This is a genomic window from Clostridium punense (genome assembly GCF_017874425.1).
GTDB classification, from domain to species: Bacteria; Bacillota; Clostridia; order Clostridiales; family Clostridiaceae; genus Clostridium_J; species Clostridium_J punense.
On the sequence record NZ_JAGGLL010000001.1, the window covers coordinates 63,779 to 80,330 of the forward strand.

Genomic DNA, 16,552 nt, shown 5'->3' on the forward strand with positions numbered 1-16,552 from the left:
TCATCTTTTTTGGTGAATTTCTATTTTACTGTGCTTACAAACTTTTCTATTCTGTCTAAACCATTTTTTATGTTTTCCATTGATGTAGCATATGAAAGTCTTATAAAGTTATCAACCCCAAAAGCTATTCCAGGAATTACTGCAACTTTTTCTTTTTCTAATAATAAATCACTAAAAGTTAATGAATCCTTAATTACTTTACCTTCTACTTCTTTGTTTAATAATTTAGATATATTAACCATTACGTAGAAAGCACCTTCAGGTTTTACACAAGAAAGGTTCTTAATAGAATTTATTCTATCTACCATAAAATCTCTTCTTGCTTTAAATTCTTTTTTCATGTTTTCAACTTCACTTTGATCACCATTTAATGCTTCTACAGAGGCATATTGTGAAATTGAGCATGGATTTGAAGTTGTATGACTTTGAATGTTAGACATTAGCTTAGTAACTTCTTCGCTAGCAGCTGCATATCCAATTCTCCATCCAGTCATAGCATAAGCTTTAGATACTCCATTAATTACAATTGTTCTATTATAAGCGTCCTCACTTAAGCTTGCAATTGAAATATGGCCTTCATTTCCATATAATAACTCTTCGTATATTTCATCAGAAATTATAAATAAATCTTTTTCTTTTGCAAAGTTTGCAATAGCTTCTAATTCATTTCTTGTATAAACTGTACCTGTTGGGTTATTAGGGCTATTTATTATTATAGCTTTTGTTTTATCAGTTGCAACTTTCTGTAATTCTTCAACAGTTAATTTAAAAGAATTGCTTTCTTCTGATTGAGCAAACACTGGAACTCCATCAGCAAGCTGAATTAGTTCTGGATAACTTACCCAGTATGGAACTCCTACAATAACTTCATCTCCTGGATTTAAAATAGCTTGAAAAACGTTAGCTAAGCATTGTTTTGCACCAGTGGAAATAATAATTTGAGAAGTTTTATAAGTTAAGTTATTATCTCTCTTAAATTTGTCAACTATAGCTTCCTTAAGTTCAATTATTCCTGAAGCCGCTGTATATCTTGTTAAGCCTTGCTCAATTGCTTTAATAGCTGCTTGTTGAATATTTTTTGGAGTATTAAAATCTGGTTCTCCAGCTCCAAATCCTATAACATCAATTCCTTCTGCTTTCATTTTCTTAGCCTTTGCTGTTATAGCTAAAGTTAAAGATGGTGATATTTGCATAGCTTTTTTTGATAAAATCATGTTTTTTACCCCCAAATTTTTGCATATTTTACGAAACTGAAATATAAAATTTCAAAATCTCTATAATTATTTTTCATTTAAATTATAATTTTTATTACTCTAAATTAAAATTTAAATTAAATTTATATTTGAATAATAAAATGCAACTTTCCATAAAATGAAAGTTTAACTTCATAGTTATAATATAGCATTTATTAATTACAGTGTAAACCTTTATAGTATATTTTTCACAACGTTTACAAAAAAATAAAGAACTTGTTTTAATAAGTTCTTTATTTATATAAATCTATAAAAATTATTTAGGTTGAACAATTAATCTAATTGCTGTTCTTTCTTCCCCATCAATTTCAATATCAGTAAATGCTGGTATACAAACTAGATCTACTCCACTTGGAGCTACAAATCCCCTTGCAATTGCAACAGCTTTTATAGCTTGGTTAATTGCACCTGCTCCAATTGCTTGAATTTCTGCTCCTCCCTTTTCTCTTAAAACTCCTGCTAATGCACCTGCTACAGAATTTGGGCTTGATTTTGCTGAAACTTTTAATACCTCCATAAATAAACCTCCTAAGTTAAACTTTATCATTGCACTATACTAATTCTACAAAAAACATAAAAATCCTCTTAAAATGTTTTAATTTATTTTGAAAATTGAAATTTCTTGTTTATTTTACACTATTAACCCTATTTTTTGCTTATTCTTGGCATTAATAAAAACCATATTTCCCCGCTATTCTCATTCTATTTTAGCATTAATTATAATTTTTTATAATCAATTTGTCTTCGATACTGCCAAGGTTTTCACCACATCTTTTTAGTAAAAAATGTTGAATTACTTATAAATAATAGGAAGCGAAATTAATTCTTATCTAATTCATGAAATCTACCTTGATACCCTTAAACTTTTTAATATGAATTTCATTGATGATGATCAAAATAAACTTTCATGGTAGAAGTCTATAATTAAAAAATCTTCTTGAATTTCAGCAAAATAGCTAAAAATCAAGAAGACTTGTTGTTTGCAAAGTTATTTTATTTTCTATTTGGCATATTCTATTGAACGTGTTTCTCTAATTACATTTACCTTGATTTGACCTGGATATTCAAGTTCACTTTCTATTCTTTTTACAATATCCCTTGCCACTTCAATAGCACCTGCATCATTAATTTCTTCTGGTTTAATCATAATTCTAATTTCTCTTCCAGCCTGAATGGCATATGACTTTTCTACGCCTTCATATGAATTTGCAATTTCTTCTAATTTCTCTAATCTCTTAATGTAAGCTTCTAAAGTTTCTCTTCTAGCACCTGGTCTTGCTGCAGATATAGCATCTGCTGCTTGAACTAGTATTGCTTCTAAGGACTGCATTTCTACATCTCCATGGTGAGCTGCTATAGCATTAACAACTAGTGGTGACTCATGATATTTCTTGGCAATTTCTGCACCAATTAGTGCGTGTGGCCCCTCAACTTCATGATCAACAGCTTTTCCTATGTCATGTAATAATCCTGCTCTTTTCGCTAAAGTTGGATCAATTCCAAGCTCTGAAGCCATAAGTCCTGCTAAATAAGATACTTCAATAGAATGTTTTAAAACATTTTGACCGTAACTTGTTCTGTATTTTAATCTACCTAACAGCCTAACTATCTCAATGTGTAGTCCATGTATACCAGTTTCAAAGGTAGCTTGTTCTCCCTCTTCTCTAATATCATTTTCAACATCCTTCTTAGCTTTCTCAACCATTTCTTCAATTCTTGCTGGATGTATTCTTCCATCAACTATTAACTTCTCTAATGCTATTCTTGCAACTTCTCTTCTTATAGGATCAAATCCTGAAAGAATTACTGCTTCTGGAGTATCATCAATTATTAAATCTACACCAGTTAAGGTTTCAAGAGCTCTAATGTTTCTACCCTCTCTTCCAATAATTCTTCCCTTCATTTCATCATTAGGAAGAGATACAACATGTACTGTTGACTCAGCAACATGATCTGCTGCGCATCTTTGGATAGCATAAGTTATAATCTCTCTAGCCTTTTTATCTGCCTCTTCCTTAGCCTTTGATTCTAATTCCTTAATCATCATTGCAGTTTCATGTTTGATTTCTTTCTTAACCTCATCCAATAAAACCTGTTTAGCTTCATCAGATGTAAGACCTGATATTCTTTCTAATTCCTGTCTTTGTTTAGTATACAATTCTTGTATACCTGCTTCTAATATTTCAACCTCTTGTTGCTTTTTATTTAATGATTCTTCCTTTTTCTCAAGAACTGTGCTTTTCTTATCTAAAGATTCTTCTCTTTGAATTATTCTTCTTTCAAGTCTTTGAATCTCGGTTCTTCTTTCTCTTGACTCTTTTTCAAAATCAGTTCTTAATCTATGAACTTCTTCCTTGGCCTCAAGAATTGCCTCTTTCCTCTTTGATTCAGCCTCTTTTTTTCCTTCTTCAATAATTCTTTTTGCCTCGTCTTCAGATTTAGCTATATTAGCTTGAGATATATTTTTTCTTGTATAAATAACAACAAAAATTCCAATTAAAATAACAACGAAAATTGCGCCTATTAATAAAATAATTGTGCCCATTTCCATTTAATCAACACCTCCTTTGCTTATTCTGTAATATCTATTTGCAATAAACTAAAAGCTAGAAAAGGTGTCATACTTATTCAATTGGTAGCAATTATATTATGCTAAACCAGTATTTGTATTTATTTTATATTAATTTTACATCAATGTCAAGATTGTTACCAAATAGTGCGTACAACTTAAACAATGTTCTACAATAAATTATACACAATTCTTATAATTTTTATACTTGCAAATCATAAAACTCTTTACTAAGTTTTGTTTTCAAAGGGGTATAGGGTATAAGCTCATAAGTAACTTAAGTATTAATTTTGCTATAGTCAGCCAAATTCATCACTTAACCCATACTTATGCTACCTTAATCCTTTAACTTTTTGCTAATGAATAAAATAAATTTTCACTTTGGAATCCTGTATCTTTATTTTAAACTTATTCTAAAACAAAAACAGTTATGAACCATTTTTATTCATAACTGTCTTTACAGGAAACCTAAGTAAAACTTAATTTATCAATAAAATATTATCAGTTTCCTTATAGCTAATAAAACTAGTTTTATTAGCTATAATACACTATTAAACTTTTTATTTGGCATATATTTTATTCTTCAGTCTCAGTCGTAGCTACTTCAACCTTTGAAATATTCTCTTTGTATAGAGGTAGATTATGCTTTTCTCTAATTTTATTTTCAACTTCTAATCTAAGTTCTGGATTTTCTTTAAAGAAAGTCTTAGCATTTTCTCTTCCTTGACCTAATCTTACATCTCCATAGGAGAACCATGCTCCGCTCTTTTGAACAATTTCTTCTTTTACAGCTATGTCAAGAACATCTCCTTCTTTTGAAATTCCCTGACCATACATAATATCAAATTCTGCTTGTTTAAATGGTGGTGCTACTTTATTTTTAGTAATCTTAACTTTTGTTCTATTCCCAAGGAATTCCTCGCCTTGTTTTATAGTATCTACCTTTCTTACATCCATTCTAACTGAGGCATAGAATTTAAGTGCTCTTCCTCCTGGAGTCGTCTCTGGACTTCCAAACATTACTCCTACTTTTTCTCTTAACTGGTTAATAAAGATAGCTACACATTTAGATTTATTTATTGCACCTGCAAGTTTTCTTAAAGCTTGAGACATTAATCTAGCTTGAAGTCCCACATGGGCATCTCCCATTTCTCCTTCAATTTCTGCTTTTGGAACTAGAGCTGCAACAGAGTCAATTACTATTACATCCACAGCACCAGAACGTACTAATGCCTCTGCAATCTCTAAACCTTGCTCTCCTGTATCTGGTTGGGATACTATTAAGTTATCTATGTCAGCACCTAGAGCCTTTGCATAAACTGGATCTAAGGCATGCTCAGCATCTACATAAGCAGCAGTTCCACCGGCTTTCTGCGCTTCAGCAACTATGTGTAGTGCAACTGTAGTTTTACCAGATGATTCTGGTCCGAAAATTTCTATAATTCTTCCTCTTGGAACGCCCCCTATTCCAAGTCCTATATCTAACCCTAGGCAGCCTGTTGAAATGGCCTCTAGATTCATAACTGTATTTTCTCCAAGCTTCATTATAGAGCCTTTACCAAATTGTTTCTCTATTTGTCCCATAGCAGCTTCTAATGCTTTTAATTTTTCGTTATTCATATATTTCCCCTAAGGGTTCACCATCCTTTCACATGTCGAACATTAGTTCTATTTAATTATATAATAAACTTTTGTTTAGGTCAACTATATTATAGATTTTCAAGAAATATCCTAATATATTATATTATAACAAGAAGTTCCTACTTAATTAGCAGGAACCTCTTATTATGATTACCATTTTATTGAAGTTTAATCATTACTTGTTTGTTTTTATTACATTTTTGTTTTTTATAAAATAGTCGAACCCAGATATTAAAGTTATAATTACAGACACTCCAATAGATATATCAGTTATAATCTTTAACCAATGTAATGGGTAACTTAGATAAACTAATCCCACTATTATAGCAACTATCTGAATTACAGTTTTAGCCTTGCCCCAATTACTTGCAGCTATAACCAAACCATCAGAAGCAGCTAAAGTTCTTAGTCCCGATACAGCAAATTCCCTAGCAATTATTATCATAGCTACCCATCCGAAAATAACATCTCTTTCAACTAAAGTTATTAATGCAGAAGTAACTAAAAGTTTATCTGCCAATGGATCCATGAATTTACCAAAGTTAGTAATTTGATTTCTTGACCTAGCTATATATCCATCTAATTTGTCCGTGATGGATGCAAGTATAAAAATAATAGTTGCAATTACCGTGCCAGTTGGACTATTTAATGCAATAAAAATTAAGAATATAGGTACTAACATCATTCGTAGTACTGTAAGTTTGTTAGCAAGATTCATTACACACATCTCCTACTTCCAATTTGATACTTATCTATTTATCCATATTGTCAACAATTTTTCCAACAAGATCATATTCTAATGCGTCAACAATGTTAACATTTATAAATTCTCCCATATTAATAATTTTATCACACTTTATAAAAATTTCACCATCTATTTCTGGTGACATTTCGTAACTTCTTCCAATATATTCTCCATTTTCTTTCTCTTCTATTAAAACCTCGTAGATTCTGCCAACTTTTTTCTTATTAACTTCTGCAGAAATCTTTTGTTGTAGTGTCATAAGTCTATGATATCTTTCTTCCTTAACTTCCTCCTCTATTTGATTTTCCATTTCTGCTGCTGCTGTTCCTTCTTCTTGAGAGTACTTAAACACACCTAACTTATCGAAGTTTACTTCTTTAACAAAGTCTAAAAGCTCCTGAAAGTTTTCTTCTGTTTCTCCTGGAAATCCAACAATAATAGAAGTTCTTAGTACAACATTAGGAATTGCTTCTCTTAGTTTCTTAATATTTTCTAAAATTATTTTTTTTCTTCCTCTTCTTTTCATTGCTTTTAGAATATCATCACTTATATGTTGAACAGGTATATCTACATAATTACATACCTTTTCATTGCTTGCAAACTCATTGATAATTTCCTCTGTAAGTTCTTCGGCATAACAATATAATACCCTAATCCATTTTATACTCTTAATTTTAGAAAGCTCTTGTAAAAGCATATGAAGTTTTTGTCCTCCATATATATCTATACCATAGTTAGTAGTATCCTGTGCTACTAAAATTAACTCCTTGTATCCATTAATCGCAAGTTCCTTAGCCTCGGCCACAATATCTTCAATAGTTCTACTTCTATATTTACCTCTAATTTTAGGTATTGCACAATAAGCGCATTGATAATTACAGCCCTCAGAAATTCTTATGTAAGCTGTAATTCCTCCCGTAGTAACAGTTCTTTTTCCAATATTTATATTTGAATCGCTATAATTTGTATAACAACTCTTTTCACCCTTCTCTAAGGCTTTTTCTATAGCTTCATTTAATTTATCATAATCATTAACCCCAAGAATTATATCTAATTCAGGTATAAGCTCTAAAAGTTCCTGTCCATACCTTTGAGTTAAGCATCCTGTAGCAACTAATACCTTACACTTATTATTTTCCTTATATTTAGCCATTTCTAAAATAGTATCAATAGATTCTTGCTTAGAGGTTTCTATAAATCCACAAGTATTTATTAATATTACATCCGCCTCTTCAGGCTCATTAACTATTTCATACTTCTCTTTTAGATTTCCTATGATAATTTCTGAGTCAATTCTATTTTTATCACAGCCTAAATTTACTACTCCTACTTTTAACTTACTCACTAGTTTTCCTCCTATTTATCTATTAGTATCCTTCATAATCATTTTCTCTTATAAGTATCTGCCTTGGTTTACTACCATTTTTACCTGATATTACACCATTTTGTTCTAACTGGTCCATAATTCTCGCCGCTCTATTATATCCTATCTTTAACTTGCGTTGCAATAGGGAGGTGGAGGCTTGACCTGTTTCTAATACTATGCTTATTGCTTGATCTAAAAGCTCATCTCCATCTTCATCTTTTCCATTAGCATTCACTTCTATTTGGTCAATTATTTCTTTTTTATATTGAATTTCCTCAACTCCACTTTTTATAAAATCCACAACTCTTTCTACTTCTTCTTCTGAAACAAAAGCCCCTTGAATTCTAACAGGTTTTGCCTCTCCTACAGGGTAGAACAGCATGTCACCTTTTCCTAGAAGCTTTTCTGCACCGGAAGAATCTAAAATAGTTCTTGAGTCAATTTGGCTGGATACTGAAAAAGATATTCTTGATGGAATATTTGCTTTGATAACTCCTGTAATTACATCTACAGATGGTCTTTGTGTTGCTATAACTAAATGCATTCCTGCTGCTCTAGCCATTTGAGCTAGTCTACCAATGTAGTCCTCAATATCATTTGGACATACCATCATAAGATCAGCAAGCTCATCTATAATTATAACTATCCATGGTAGTTTTTCTTCCACTATTCCTTTATTGGCTAAGTCATTGTAGCCCTCTATATTTCTTACATTGTTATCAGCAAATACCTTATATCGTCTTGTCATTTCATTTACTGCCCAATTCAAAGCTCCTGCGGCCTTTTTGGGGTCTGTAACTACTGGAATTAATAAATGTGGAATGCCGTTGTATATGTTAAGCTCAACCACTTTTGGGTCAATTAATAGTAGTTTTACATCTTCAGGAGAGTATTTATACAGCAAACTCATTAAAAGAGTATTTACGCACACACTTTTTCCTGAACCTGTAGCTCCTGCTATTAAAAGGTGAGGCATTTTAGTTAAATCTGAAACAATACAATTTCCTCCTATATCCTTTCCAAGGCAAAAAGCAAGGTTTTTGTTTGATTTACTAAACTCCTCAGCTTCTATAACTTCTCTTAAAAATACAGGAGTTAAATCCTTATTAGGCACTTCTATTCCTACAGCAGCTTTCCCTGGTATAGGAGCCTCAATTCTCACTCCTGAAGAGGCTAAATTTAGAGCTATATCATCTGATAGATTTACTATCTTACTTACCTTAACTCCAACATTAGGCTGAAGTTCAAATCGCGTTACTGAAGGGCCCTTTGTTACTTGAATAACCTTAGCTTCCACTCCAAAGCTTAAAAGGGTTTCCTGTAGCTTATTAGCACTATTTAAAAGCTCCTTTTTATCACCTTTCTTCAAGTTCAAAGCCTCATTTTTTGATAAGAGGTCTATGGATGGATACTGATATTCATAATGAATATTAGAAGATGAGGTATTAATTTGTATTTCTTCTTCTATTTCTGTGTTGATTACCTCTCTATGCTTTTGATCTTCAAAGACTTCCCTTTTAGGACTTCTTGGCTTTTCATGAGTTTCTATAGGTTCTTCACCAGATTCCATTGACTTCATAAAATCTATAATCTTTATTTTAGGATCCAACTTAGTTGAAAAATCCTGTGAAACTGATGCTGATTCCTTGACTTGTTCTACGGCCACTTCATTTCCTATTTTTATCTCACTTTTTTCTTGGTTCTCTTCCTTAGCAAAGTATTCCTTTCCTTTACTTATGAGATCCTTTAAAGTTACTTCACTGATTAAAGTTACAGCAATAATATATAAAGCTATAAAAATAATATAGCTTCCCCATTTACCAAATAGTTGATATAAAGGAACAGTTATGAGTAAAGCTATAATTCCCCCATGAAAGGTACTATCTCCATTAAATTGAGCAATTATAGCATCTGCTAGATAACCATCTTTGTAATAATGAGGTAATACAAGCATCTCTATAAATAAAAGAGTACAGATTACTAATAAAATTATTCCATAAAACCTCTGATTAAACTTGAGTTTTCCTCTAGTCGCTATATAGTTTAAGCCTATAAAAATAAAGAACACTGGAAATATGTATGCCCCTAAGCCTAGCATTCCCGTAAAAAATTTATTAAGAAATATTCCAATAGTACCAGATAAGGAAGATGGATTAGAAAATAAGGAGGAAAAAAGACTGAGCAGAATAAGTACTCCAAGTGTAATCAACATTATTCCTGTGACATCAAAGTTTTTTTCAGTTTTCCCTTCAGCACCAGCATTTATCTTCGCAGTACTACTTCGACTTTTTTTACTTTTCTCTTGTTTTTTATCCTGATCCTTAGATTTTTTAGCCACAATATCACCTCCGACATAAATACTTCTACATTCCTAAGGAAATTTCCTTTATTTGCACCTTTATATCCCCTTATAATTATAGTCTAAAATTACATGTTTAAAATACTAAATTATAATTTAATTTAATTTTCTTATTGAAAAACATAGTTTTTCCATTTAAAGTCCTTTTATAAACCATGCATAGAGGGGGTATAAAATACTACAAAAAAATTATATACGTATACTTAATATTCTATTAAGGTGCAAATTAAAACTAGCAAAGCCATACCACTGCTCTGCTAGTTTTAATTAAAGAGAACTTTATTATATTATAATTAATATTAAAAATTTATATAAACAAACTCTTAACATAAACTGTATAAACTCAAAGTTGTTTTTATATAAATTATAAACCTGGATATTTCTATTACACTACAATTACTCTTGATCAATTAATCCATTTAACTTATCCAAAGCCTGCCTTATGCCCCCTACTTCATCTATAAGTCCACACTCAACAGCTTGTTTTCCAATTAAAATAGTACCTATATCATTAAGCAATTCATCAGTTTGGCTCATTAAATTTCTAAAGTTCTCATCACTAATTTTTGAGGTTCTAACCACAAACTCCACAATTCTATCCTGCATCTTTTTAAAGTATTCAAAAGTTTGGTTAACCCCTATTACAAAACCATTCATTCTGATTGGATGAACAATCATGGTAGCTGTAGGGGATATAAATGAATAATCTGAGGAGGTAGCTAAAGGTACTCCAATTGAGTGCCCTCCTCCAATTACAATAGAAACTGTAGGCTTACTTAGGCTTGCTATCATTTCTGCTATAGCAAGACCTGCTTCTACATCTCCACCAATGGTGTTTAAAACCACCAATATACCCTTTACTTTTTCATCACGTTCCATAGCTATTAGCTGCGGAATTACATGCTCGTATTTTGTAGTTTTAGTTTGAGGGTTAGATATGCTATGGCCCTCTATTTGACCTATAATAGGTAGTATTTGAATCCTCTCATCTGGATGGGCTACAGTCATTACTCCAACCTCTTTTAGATTGGCCACTTCCTCACTTGGTCCATTTTTCAATTCTTCTTTTTTAGTATCTTCTTTACTACTGCTATTTAGCTTTTTTTCTGTATTTTTTTTATCAATAAACTCCATAATCATTCCTCCTAATTCACACATATTGTGTGCATTAGGAGGAATTTATATACTTATAACAAAAGTGCTGTAGTCTTCCAGCATAAAATTTATTTTTCAAATTGTAGAAACTTTAATACAACTACAAGCTCGAAAATGAGAGATTATTCTCCAAGATTGAATTCCTTATGAAGAGCATTTATTGCATTTTCTGTATTTTTAGATTCCACTAAACACCAAATAGTCATGTGAGAGTCAGCAGTTTGTAATACCTCTACTTTTTCCCTAGTTAGAGCTTTTAGAATTTTAGCCATAACCCCTGGAATTCCTCTCATCTTGGATCCTATAATAGCAATTTTACTACAGCTTTCTATATAGCTACAGGATAAATTTATCCTTTCAGCTATTTTCTTATACTTTGGAAGGTCATAATCAGCTATAGTGAATATTTTTTCTTTTGGAAAAACGTTTATTAAGTCTATGCTAATTTTCTCCTCAGCTAAAATATCAAACAATTCTTCATAAGATTTTTGATTATTGTCACTTACTCTAATCTGCACTCTATCTTTCATATGGGTTATTCCCGTAATGATGTTGTCATTATCCTCAACATAGTGACAAATAACAGTACCTTCACAATCACTTAAAGTATTTTTTATTACAAGTGGAATGTTGTATTTCTTTGATATTTCAACAGCCCTTGGATGAATAACCTTAGCCCCCTGATCTGCAAACTGGAACACTTCATCATAACTAATATTTTGGATTAATGTTGCCTCAGATACAATTCGAGGATCTGCAGTCATTATTCCATCAACATCTGTATAAATTTGAACTTCTTCTGCTTTTAACGCTGCTCCCAAAATAGCACCAGTAACATCACTGCCTCCTCTGCCAAGAGTAGTTAAGAAGCCATCCTCAGATATACCTTGGAAACCAGCAACTACTGGAATTTTCCCTTGTTTTACTATTTCTAACAATTTGTCAGGAGTTACCTCTAAAATAGCAGCATTATTATAGTTGTTATTGGTTTTTATACCTGCTTGGCCACCAGTTAAAGGGACAGCAGCAATATTTTCCTTAAATAAATCTTCAGTAATTATAACAGTACTTAATATTTCCCCACAGCCCATTAGTAAATCTATTGCTTGAGGATTACTTCTCTTAAAGTTGTCTTCAACTAGCGAAAGTAAGGTATCAGTAGCATAAGGAGCACCTTTTCTTCCCATAGCTGAGACTACCACTACCGGGCTATAACCTTGATCCATTGCAGCTTTTATTTTCTTTACTACAAGTTTTCTATTTTCTTCACTAGATACTGAAGTTCCACCAAATTTTTGAACAAGAATCTTCATCATTAAACCTCCAAAATTAAATGTGAGATCTTCTTAATGTTTCACCATCAATATCTATTATTATTGTTCTTGATCCAATTTTTTTAACATATTCCCAGGGTACTTCTAAAACATCATTGTTTCGGAATAAACTAAATCCACCTTTAGATTCATTCAATAATAATAGTTTAAACTCACCATTTTCATCTACTACAATATCATTATTACCTAAAAAACTGTATTTGTCACCATCATTAATATTTATAATCTCGTATCTTTCCATCTCACTAAGATATTTTATATTATCTTCCATAAAAATCACCTCACAACAATTCTCATAAATTCTATGAGAATTATTGTGAATATATGCCTACTTTATAATATAATCTAAAAAACCTTCTTTGATAGATAAGAACTTTTAGCTATATACCTATATAACTATTCATTAATGTATAAAGTGTTCCTTAAAAATATCTTATATTTTTGTATGATTAAAACTAAACTCATCAAGGTTATCCTTATATATATCTTTAAGCAAAGTAGAATCTTTTCCTACGAAAGCACTATTATATATTCCTTTTCTAAAAGTCATATCCATAACTTTTTCTATCTTTTCATGATTAATACTATCAATTCTACTAATCACATCATTAGGTGTATTAATTTTATCTTTAAATAGAACAGATTTACCATTACTGAACATTCTGCTACTAGTACTTTCTAGTCCTAATATATAACTTCCTTTTAATTGTTCCTTTGCTTTGGTGAGTTTCTCCTTTGAAATACTATCTGTAGAGAACTTTTTCAATTCAAAATTGATAGTTTCTAGAGCCTCCTTTATATACTGAGGATTTAGCCCAGCATACACATTTACTGTTCCTACATTTATGTGAGAAGAAATAAATAAATATATTGAGTAGCATATACCTAACTCTTCTCTTATCTTTTGGAATAGTATAGAGGATGCTCCTCCTCCTAAAATATTAGAAAGTAGTATAAGAGTATAAATATCATCATGGCCAACTTCTATTCCTGGTATACCTAAAGTAACATGTAATTGTTCAATGTCCTTTTTTCTAAACAGATTACTTTTTAAAATTTCTGGATTATTATACTTAGTAATGCTTTTTTTATTGCACGCCCAGTCTCCAAAATATTTTTCTACAATTTCTTTAATATTTGACATGTCTACTTTACCACATATGGATATTACACAATTTTCAGGTATGTAGTAGCTCTGTAAATAATCTACAAGCATGGTTCTGTTAAAACCTCTTACAGTATGTTCATAACCTAAGATAGGTCTTGAAATGGATTCTTGTCCCCAAGCTGCTATAGAATGCAAATCCATGAGCACATCTTCTGGAGAATCTTCACTCATGTTTATCTCCTCTACAACTACTCCTTTTTCCTTTTCAATATCTTCTTCAGCAAAATTACTGTTAAACAGCATATCAGATATTACATCTAAACCTAACTCCAGATAGCTATCTAATACCTTCACATAATAGCAAGTAGCTTCTTTACCTGTAAAAGCATTTATCTGACCACCAATGTCCTCAATAGCTTCAGCTATTTGTTTTGAAGTTCTACGCTTTGTACCTTTGAACATCATATGTTCTATGAAGTGAGAAATTCCATTATTCACTGCATCTTCATTCCTAGAGCCATTTTCAACCCATAACCCTACTGAAACTGAGTTAAATTGTTCTATATTCTCTACTACTACTCTTAATCCGTTATCAAGCTTAAATAAATTGTACATATATTTAATCCCCTTATCGTAATAAAATAAAAAGGTTTTTTCCTATTATTCCTAAGTTTAACTAATACTATGTATAATATGATAATTACTAAAATTTTGTTATAACTTATCTATATAATAAAAGCGTGTATTTACACGCCTATGAATAGATTTTATTTTTATAACTTATCTTGTTTAATTATAAAAGATACATTAAATATCGGCTGACCATTAGTTTTAGTCCTTACTTAATGGTGTTATCTAAACTTAGCATATTATAAAAAAATAAAAAGGCATAGTGCCCTTTTATTCTTGTTCTGGTTTATTTTCTTCGCTATCTTTAATAGCATCTTTTCTTGATAGATTTACTCTACCCTGACCATCTATTTCAGTTACTTTTACGAGGATTTCATCTCCTACTGAAACTATATCCTCTACTTTGTTTACTCTTGCAGTATCTAACTTAGATATATGAACTAAACCTTCTTTTCCTGGCATTATTTCTACAAATGCCCCGAAAGTTGCAATTTTAGTAACTTTACCTAAGTAAATTTCACCAACTTCTACTTCTTTAACAATTTCTTTAATTGTTTTTAAAGCAGCATTAGCACTATCACTATCATTAGACATGATGACAACTTTTCCATCATCATTTGTGTCAATTTTCACTCCAGTGTCAGCTATTATTTTCTTAATAACTTTTCCTCCAGGTCCGATTATATCTCTAATCTTATCTGGGTTAACTTGAATAACATACATTCTTGGAGCAAAGGCAGATAATTCTGTTCTTGGCTCTGGTATGCATTCTTTAATTTTATCTAAAATAAATAATCTAGCTTTTCTAGCATTTTCAATTGAAGTTCTTATGCAGTACTCAGATAATCCTTTAATCTTAGTATCAACTTGAATTGAAGTTATTCCTTTTTCTGTTCCTGCTACTTTAAAGTCCATATCTCCAAAGAAATCTTCTATACCTTGAATATCTGTTAAAACCTCTTCACTTGTTAAATCTTCATTTGTAATTAATCCCATAGCAATACCTGCTGCTGGTCTCTTAATTGGAACTCCAGCATCTAATAGAGCTAGTGTACTTCCGCAAACACTTGCCTGAGATGTAGAACCATTAGAGCTTAATACCTCAGATACAAGTCTTATAGTATATGGGAAATCTTCTTCAGAAGGAATTAGTGGTTCAAGAGCTCTTTCAGCTAAAGCACCATGACCTATTTCTCTTCTTCCTGGTCCACGCAATGGTTTAACTTCACCTACACTATAAGCTGGGAAGTTATAGTGGTGCATATATCTTTTAGTTTCTTCTTCACCTAAACCATCTAGTATTTGAACCTCACCTAATGCTCCTAAAGTAGCAACAGTCATTACTTGAGTTAATCCTCTGGTAAATAGACCTGTTCCATGAGTTCTTGGAAGTAATGAAGTTTCACAGCTTATTGGTCTTATTTCATCAAAACCTCTTCCATCTGGTCTTCTTTTATCTACTAAAAGCATATGTCTTACTATTTCTTTTTGAAGATTATAAACAACTTCACCTACATCCGCCATTCTATCTTCATATTTCTCGCCAAATTCCACATTGATTTTTTCTTTAATCTCATCAACTAAAAGATTTCTGTCACCTTTACTAGTTGTATACATAGCTTCTTTTAACATATCATAAGCAAAAGCTCTTACATCATTTTCGATTTGTTCATCTACTTTATGTAATTCTGGAATTATTTTTTCTTTTCCAAACTTAGCTCTTGCTTCTTCTTGGAAGGCAACAAGCTTTTGACACTCGTTAAATCCAAATTTGATAGCTTCTATCATTGTTTCTTCTGGAATTTCATCTCCACCAGCTTCAATCATCATTACTCTTTCTTTAGTTGCACATACTGTTAAAGACATTGAGCTTAATTCTCTTTCCTTAGCTGTTGGGTTAACAACAAAGTTTCCATCAATCAAACCTACAGATACTGTTCCTACAGGGTCAGTAAATGGAATACTTGATAGGTATAAAGCCATTGAAGCAGCATTCATAGCTAGTATGTCTGGTGCGTTATCTTGGTCTACAGATACTACTGTACAAACTACTTGAACATCATTTCTATATCCTTTAGGAAATAATGGTCTTATTGGTCTGTCTATAGCTCTTCCATTTAGTATGGCTTTTTCAGATGGTCTACCCTCTCTTTTTATAAATCCTCCTGGAATCTTACCAACTGCATACAATCTTTCTTCGTATTCAACACTTAATGGGAAAAAGTCTATACCTGCTCTTGGTTTTTCTGATGCATTAACGTTTACAAGTATTACTGTATCTCCATAGTTCATAAAAATAGCACAATCTGAAAGCATTCCTACTCTTCCAGATTCAACTTTCATCTGTCTGCCTGCTATATTAGTTTTAAGTGTATTTATCATATATTGGCCT

General features: G+C 31.4%; 12 protein-coding genes. All 12 read right to left on the reverse strand.

Going from position 1 to position 16,552, the window contains the following annotated elements:
- Nucleotides 1-20: 20 nt before the first annotated feature.
- The 12 genes from J2Z44_RS00310 to J2Z44_RS00365 all read right to left on the reverse strand — a co-directional run bounded on the left by J2Z44_RS00310 (nucleotide 21) and on the right by J2Z44_RS00365 (nucleotide 16,542).
- A complete protein-coding gene (locus J2Z44_RS00310) occupies nucleotides 21-1,214 on the reverse strand; it encodes a pyridoxal phosphate-dependent aminotransferase (protein ID WP_021283359.1) in 1,194 nt (397 codons plus the stop codon).
- Between the two features lie 295 nt (nucleotides 1,215-1,509).
- A complete protein-coding gene (locus tag J2Z44_RS00315) occupies nucleotides 1,510-1,770 on the reverse strand; it encodes a stage V sporulation protein S (protein WP_017414479.1) in 261 nt (86 codons plus the stop codon).
- Nucleotides 1,771-2,253: 483 nt separating this feature from the next.
- Nucleotides 2,254-3,804 carry a ribonuclease Y gene (gene rny, locus J2Z44_RS00320; protein ID WP_378109572.1) on the reverse strand — a complete coding sequence of 517 codons (1,551 nt, stop codon included), beginning with the start codon at nucleotides 3,802-3,804 and terminating at the stop codon, nucleotides 2,254-2,256.
- Nucleotides 3,805-4,398: 594 nt separating this feature from the next.
- Nucleotides 4,399-5,442, reverse strand: a complete 1,044-nt coding sequence (gene recA, locus J2Z44_RS00325; RefSeq protein WP_021283356.1) for a recombinase RecA — start codon at nucleotides 5,440-5,442, stop codon at nucleotides 4,399-4,401.
- A 196-nt stretch (nucleotides 5,443-5,638) separates the two neighbouring features.
- Nucleotides 5,639-6,181, reverse strand: a complete 543-nt coding sequence (pgsA, locus tag J2Z44_RS00330; protein ID WP_021283355.1) for a CDP-diacylglycerol--glycerol-3-phosphate 3-phosphatidyltransferase — start codon at nucleotides 6,179-6,181, stop codon at nucleotides 5,639-5,641.
- A gap of 34 nt (nucleotides 6,182-6,215) precedes the next feature.
- Complete coding sequence (gene rimO, locus J2Z44_RS00335; protein WP_021283354.1) at nucleotides 6,216-7,553, reverse strand: 30S ribosomal protein S12 methylthiotransferase RimO; 1,338 nt, start codon at nucleotides 7,551-7,553, stop codon at nucleotides 6,216-6,218.
- 22 nt (nucleotides 7,554-7,575) lie between these two features.
- The gene (locus J2Z44_RS00340) at nucleotides 7,576-9,786 is read right to left on the reverse strand and encodes a DNA translocase FtsK (protein ID WP_209649285.1); all 2,211 of its coding nucleotides are present in this window, start codon (nucleotides 9,784-9,786) and stop codon (nucleotides 7,576-7,578) included.
- 543 nt (nucleotides 9,787-10,329) lie between these two features.
- The gene (locus J2Z44_RS00345) at nucleotides 10,330-11,067 is read right to left on the reverse strand and encodes a ClpP family protease (RefSeq protein ID WP_021283351.1); all 738 of its coding nucleotides are present in this window, start codon (nucleotides 11,065-11,067) and stop codon (nucleotides 10,330-10,332) included.
- 143 nt (nucleotides 11,068-11,210) lie between these two features.
- Nucleotides 11,211-12,401 (reverse strand): aspartate kinase, encoded by a 1,191-nt coding sequence (gene dapG, locus J2Z44_RS00350; protein WP_021283350.1) that lies wholly within the window; start codon nucleotides 12,399-12,401, stop codon nucleotides 11,211-11,213.
- Between the two features lie 16 nt (nucleotides 12,402-12,417).
- Nucleotides 12,418-12,693 (reverse strand): YlmC/YmxH family sporulation protein, encoded by a 276-nt coding sequence (locus tag J2Z44_RS00355; protein WP_021283349.1) that lies wholly within the window; start codon nucleotides 12,691-12,693, stop codon nucleotides 12,418-12,420.
- Nucleotides 12,694-12,855: 162 nt separating this feature from the next.
- Nucleotides 12,856-14,145: a M16 family metallopeptidase gene (locus J2Z44_RS00360; protein WP_021283348.1), complete on the reverse strand. Its 1,290-nt coding sequence runs from the start codon at nucleotides 14,143-14,145 to the stop codon at nucleotides 12,856-12,858.
- 285 nt (nucleotides 14,146-14,430) lie between these two features.
- Nucleotides 14,431-16,542: a polyribonucleotide nucleotidyltransferase gene (locus tag J2Z44_RS00365; RefSeq protein ID WP_209649262.1), complete on the reverse strand. Its 2,112-nt coding sequence runs from the start codon at nucleotides 16,540-16,542 to the stop codon at nucleotides 14,431-14,433.
- Nucleotides 16,543-16,552 lie beyond the last annotated feature (10 nt).

What these genes read in the sequence shown, in the direction of transcription:
- J2Z44_RS00345 (WP_021283351.1), bottom strand. Translation starts at nt 11,067, where the DNA reads ATGGAGTTTATTGATAAAAAAAATACAGAAAAAAAGCTAAATAGCAGT.
- recA (WP_021283356.1), bottom strand. Translation starts at nt 5,442, where the DNA reads ATGAATAACGAAAAATTAAAAGCATTAGAAGCTGCTATGGGACAAATA.
- rny (WP_378109572.1), bottom strand. Translation starts at nt 3,804, where the DNA reads ATGGAAATGGGCACAATTATTTTATTAATAGGCGCAATTTTCGTTGTT.
- J2Z44_RS00340 (WP_209649285.1), bottom strand. Translation starts at nt 9,786, where the DNA reads ATGTTGATTACACTTGGAGTACTTATTCTGCTCAGTCTTTTTTCCTCC.
- J2Z44_RS00355 (WP_021283349.1), bottom strand. Translation starts at nt 12,693, where the DNA reads ATGGAAGATAATATAAAATATCTTAGTGAGATGGAAAGATACGAGATT.
- dapG (WP_021283350.1), bottom strand. Translation starts at nt 12,401, where the DNA reads ATGAAGATTCTTGTTCAAAAATTTGGTGGAACTTCAGTATCTAGTGAA.
- J2Z44_RS00310 (WP_021283359.1), bottom strand. Translation starts at nt 1,214, where the DNA reads ATGATTTTATCAAAAAAAGCTATGCAAATATCACCATCTTTAACTTTA.
- J2Z44_RS00360 (WP_021283348.1), bottom strand. Translation starts at nt 14,145, where the DNA reads ATGTACAATTTATTTAAGCTTGATAACGGATTAAGAGTAGTAGTAGAG.
- J2Z44_RS00315 (WP_017414479.1), bottom strand. Translation starts at nt 1,770, where the DNA reads ATGGAGGTATTAAAAGTTTCAGCAAAATCAAGCCCAAATTCTGTAGCA.
- pgsA (WP_021283355.1), bottom strand. Translation starts at nt 6,181, where the DNA reads ATGAATCTTGCTAACAAACTTACAGTACTACGAATGATGTTAGTACCT.
- J2Z44_RS00365 (WP_209649262.1), bottom strand. Translation starts at nt 16,542, where the DNA reads ATGATAAATACACTTAAAACTAATATAGCAGGCAGACAGATGAAAGTT.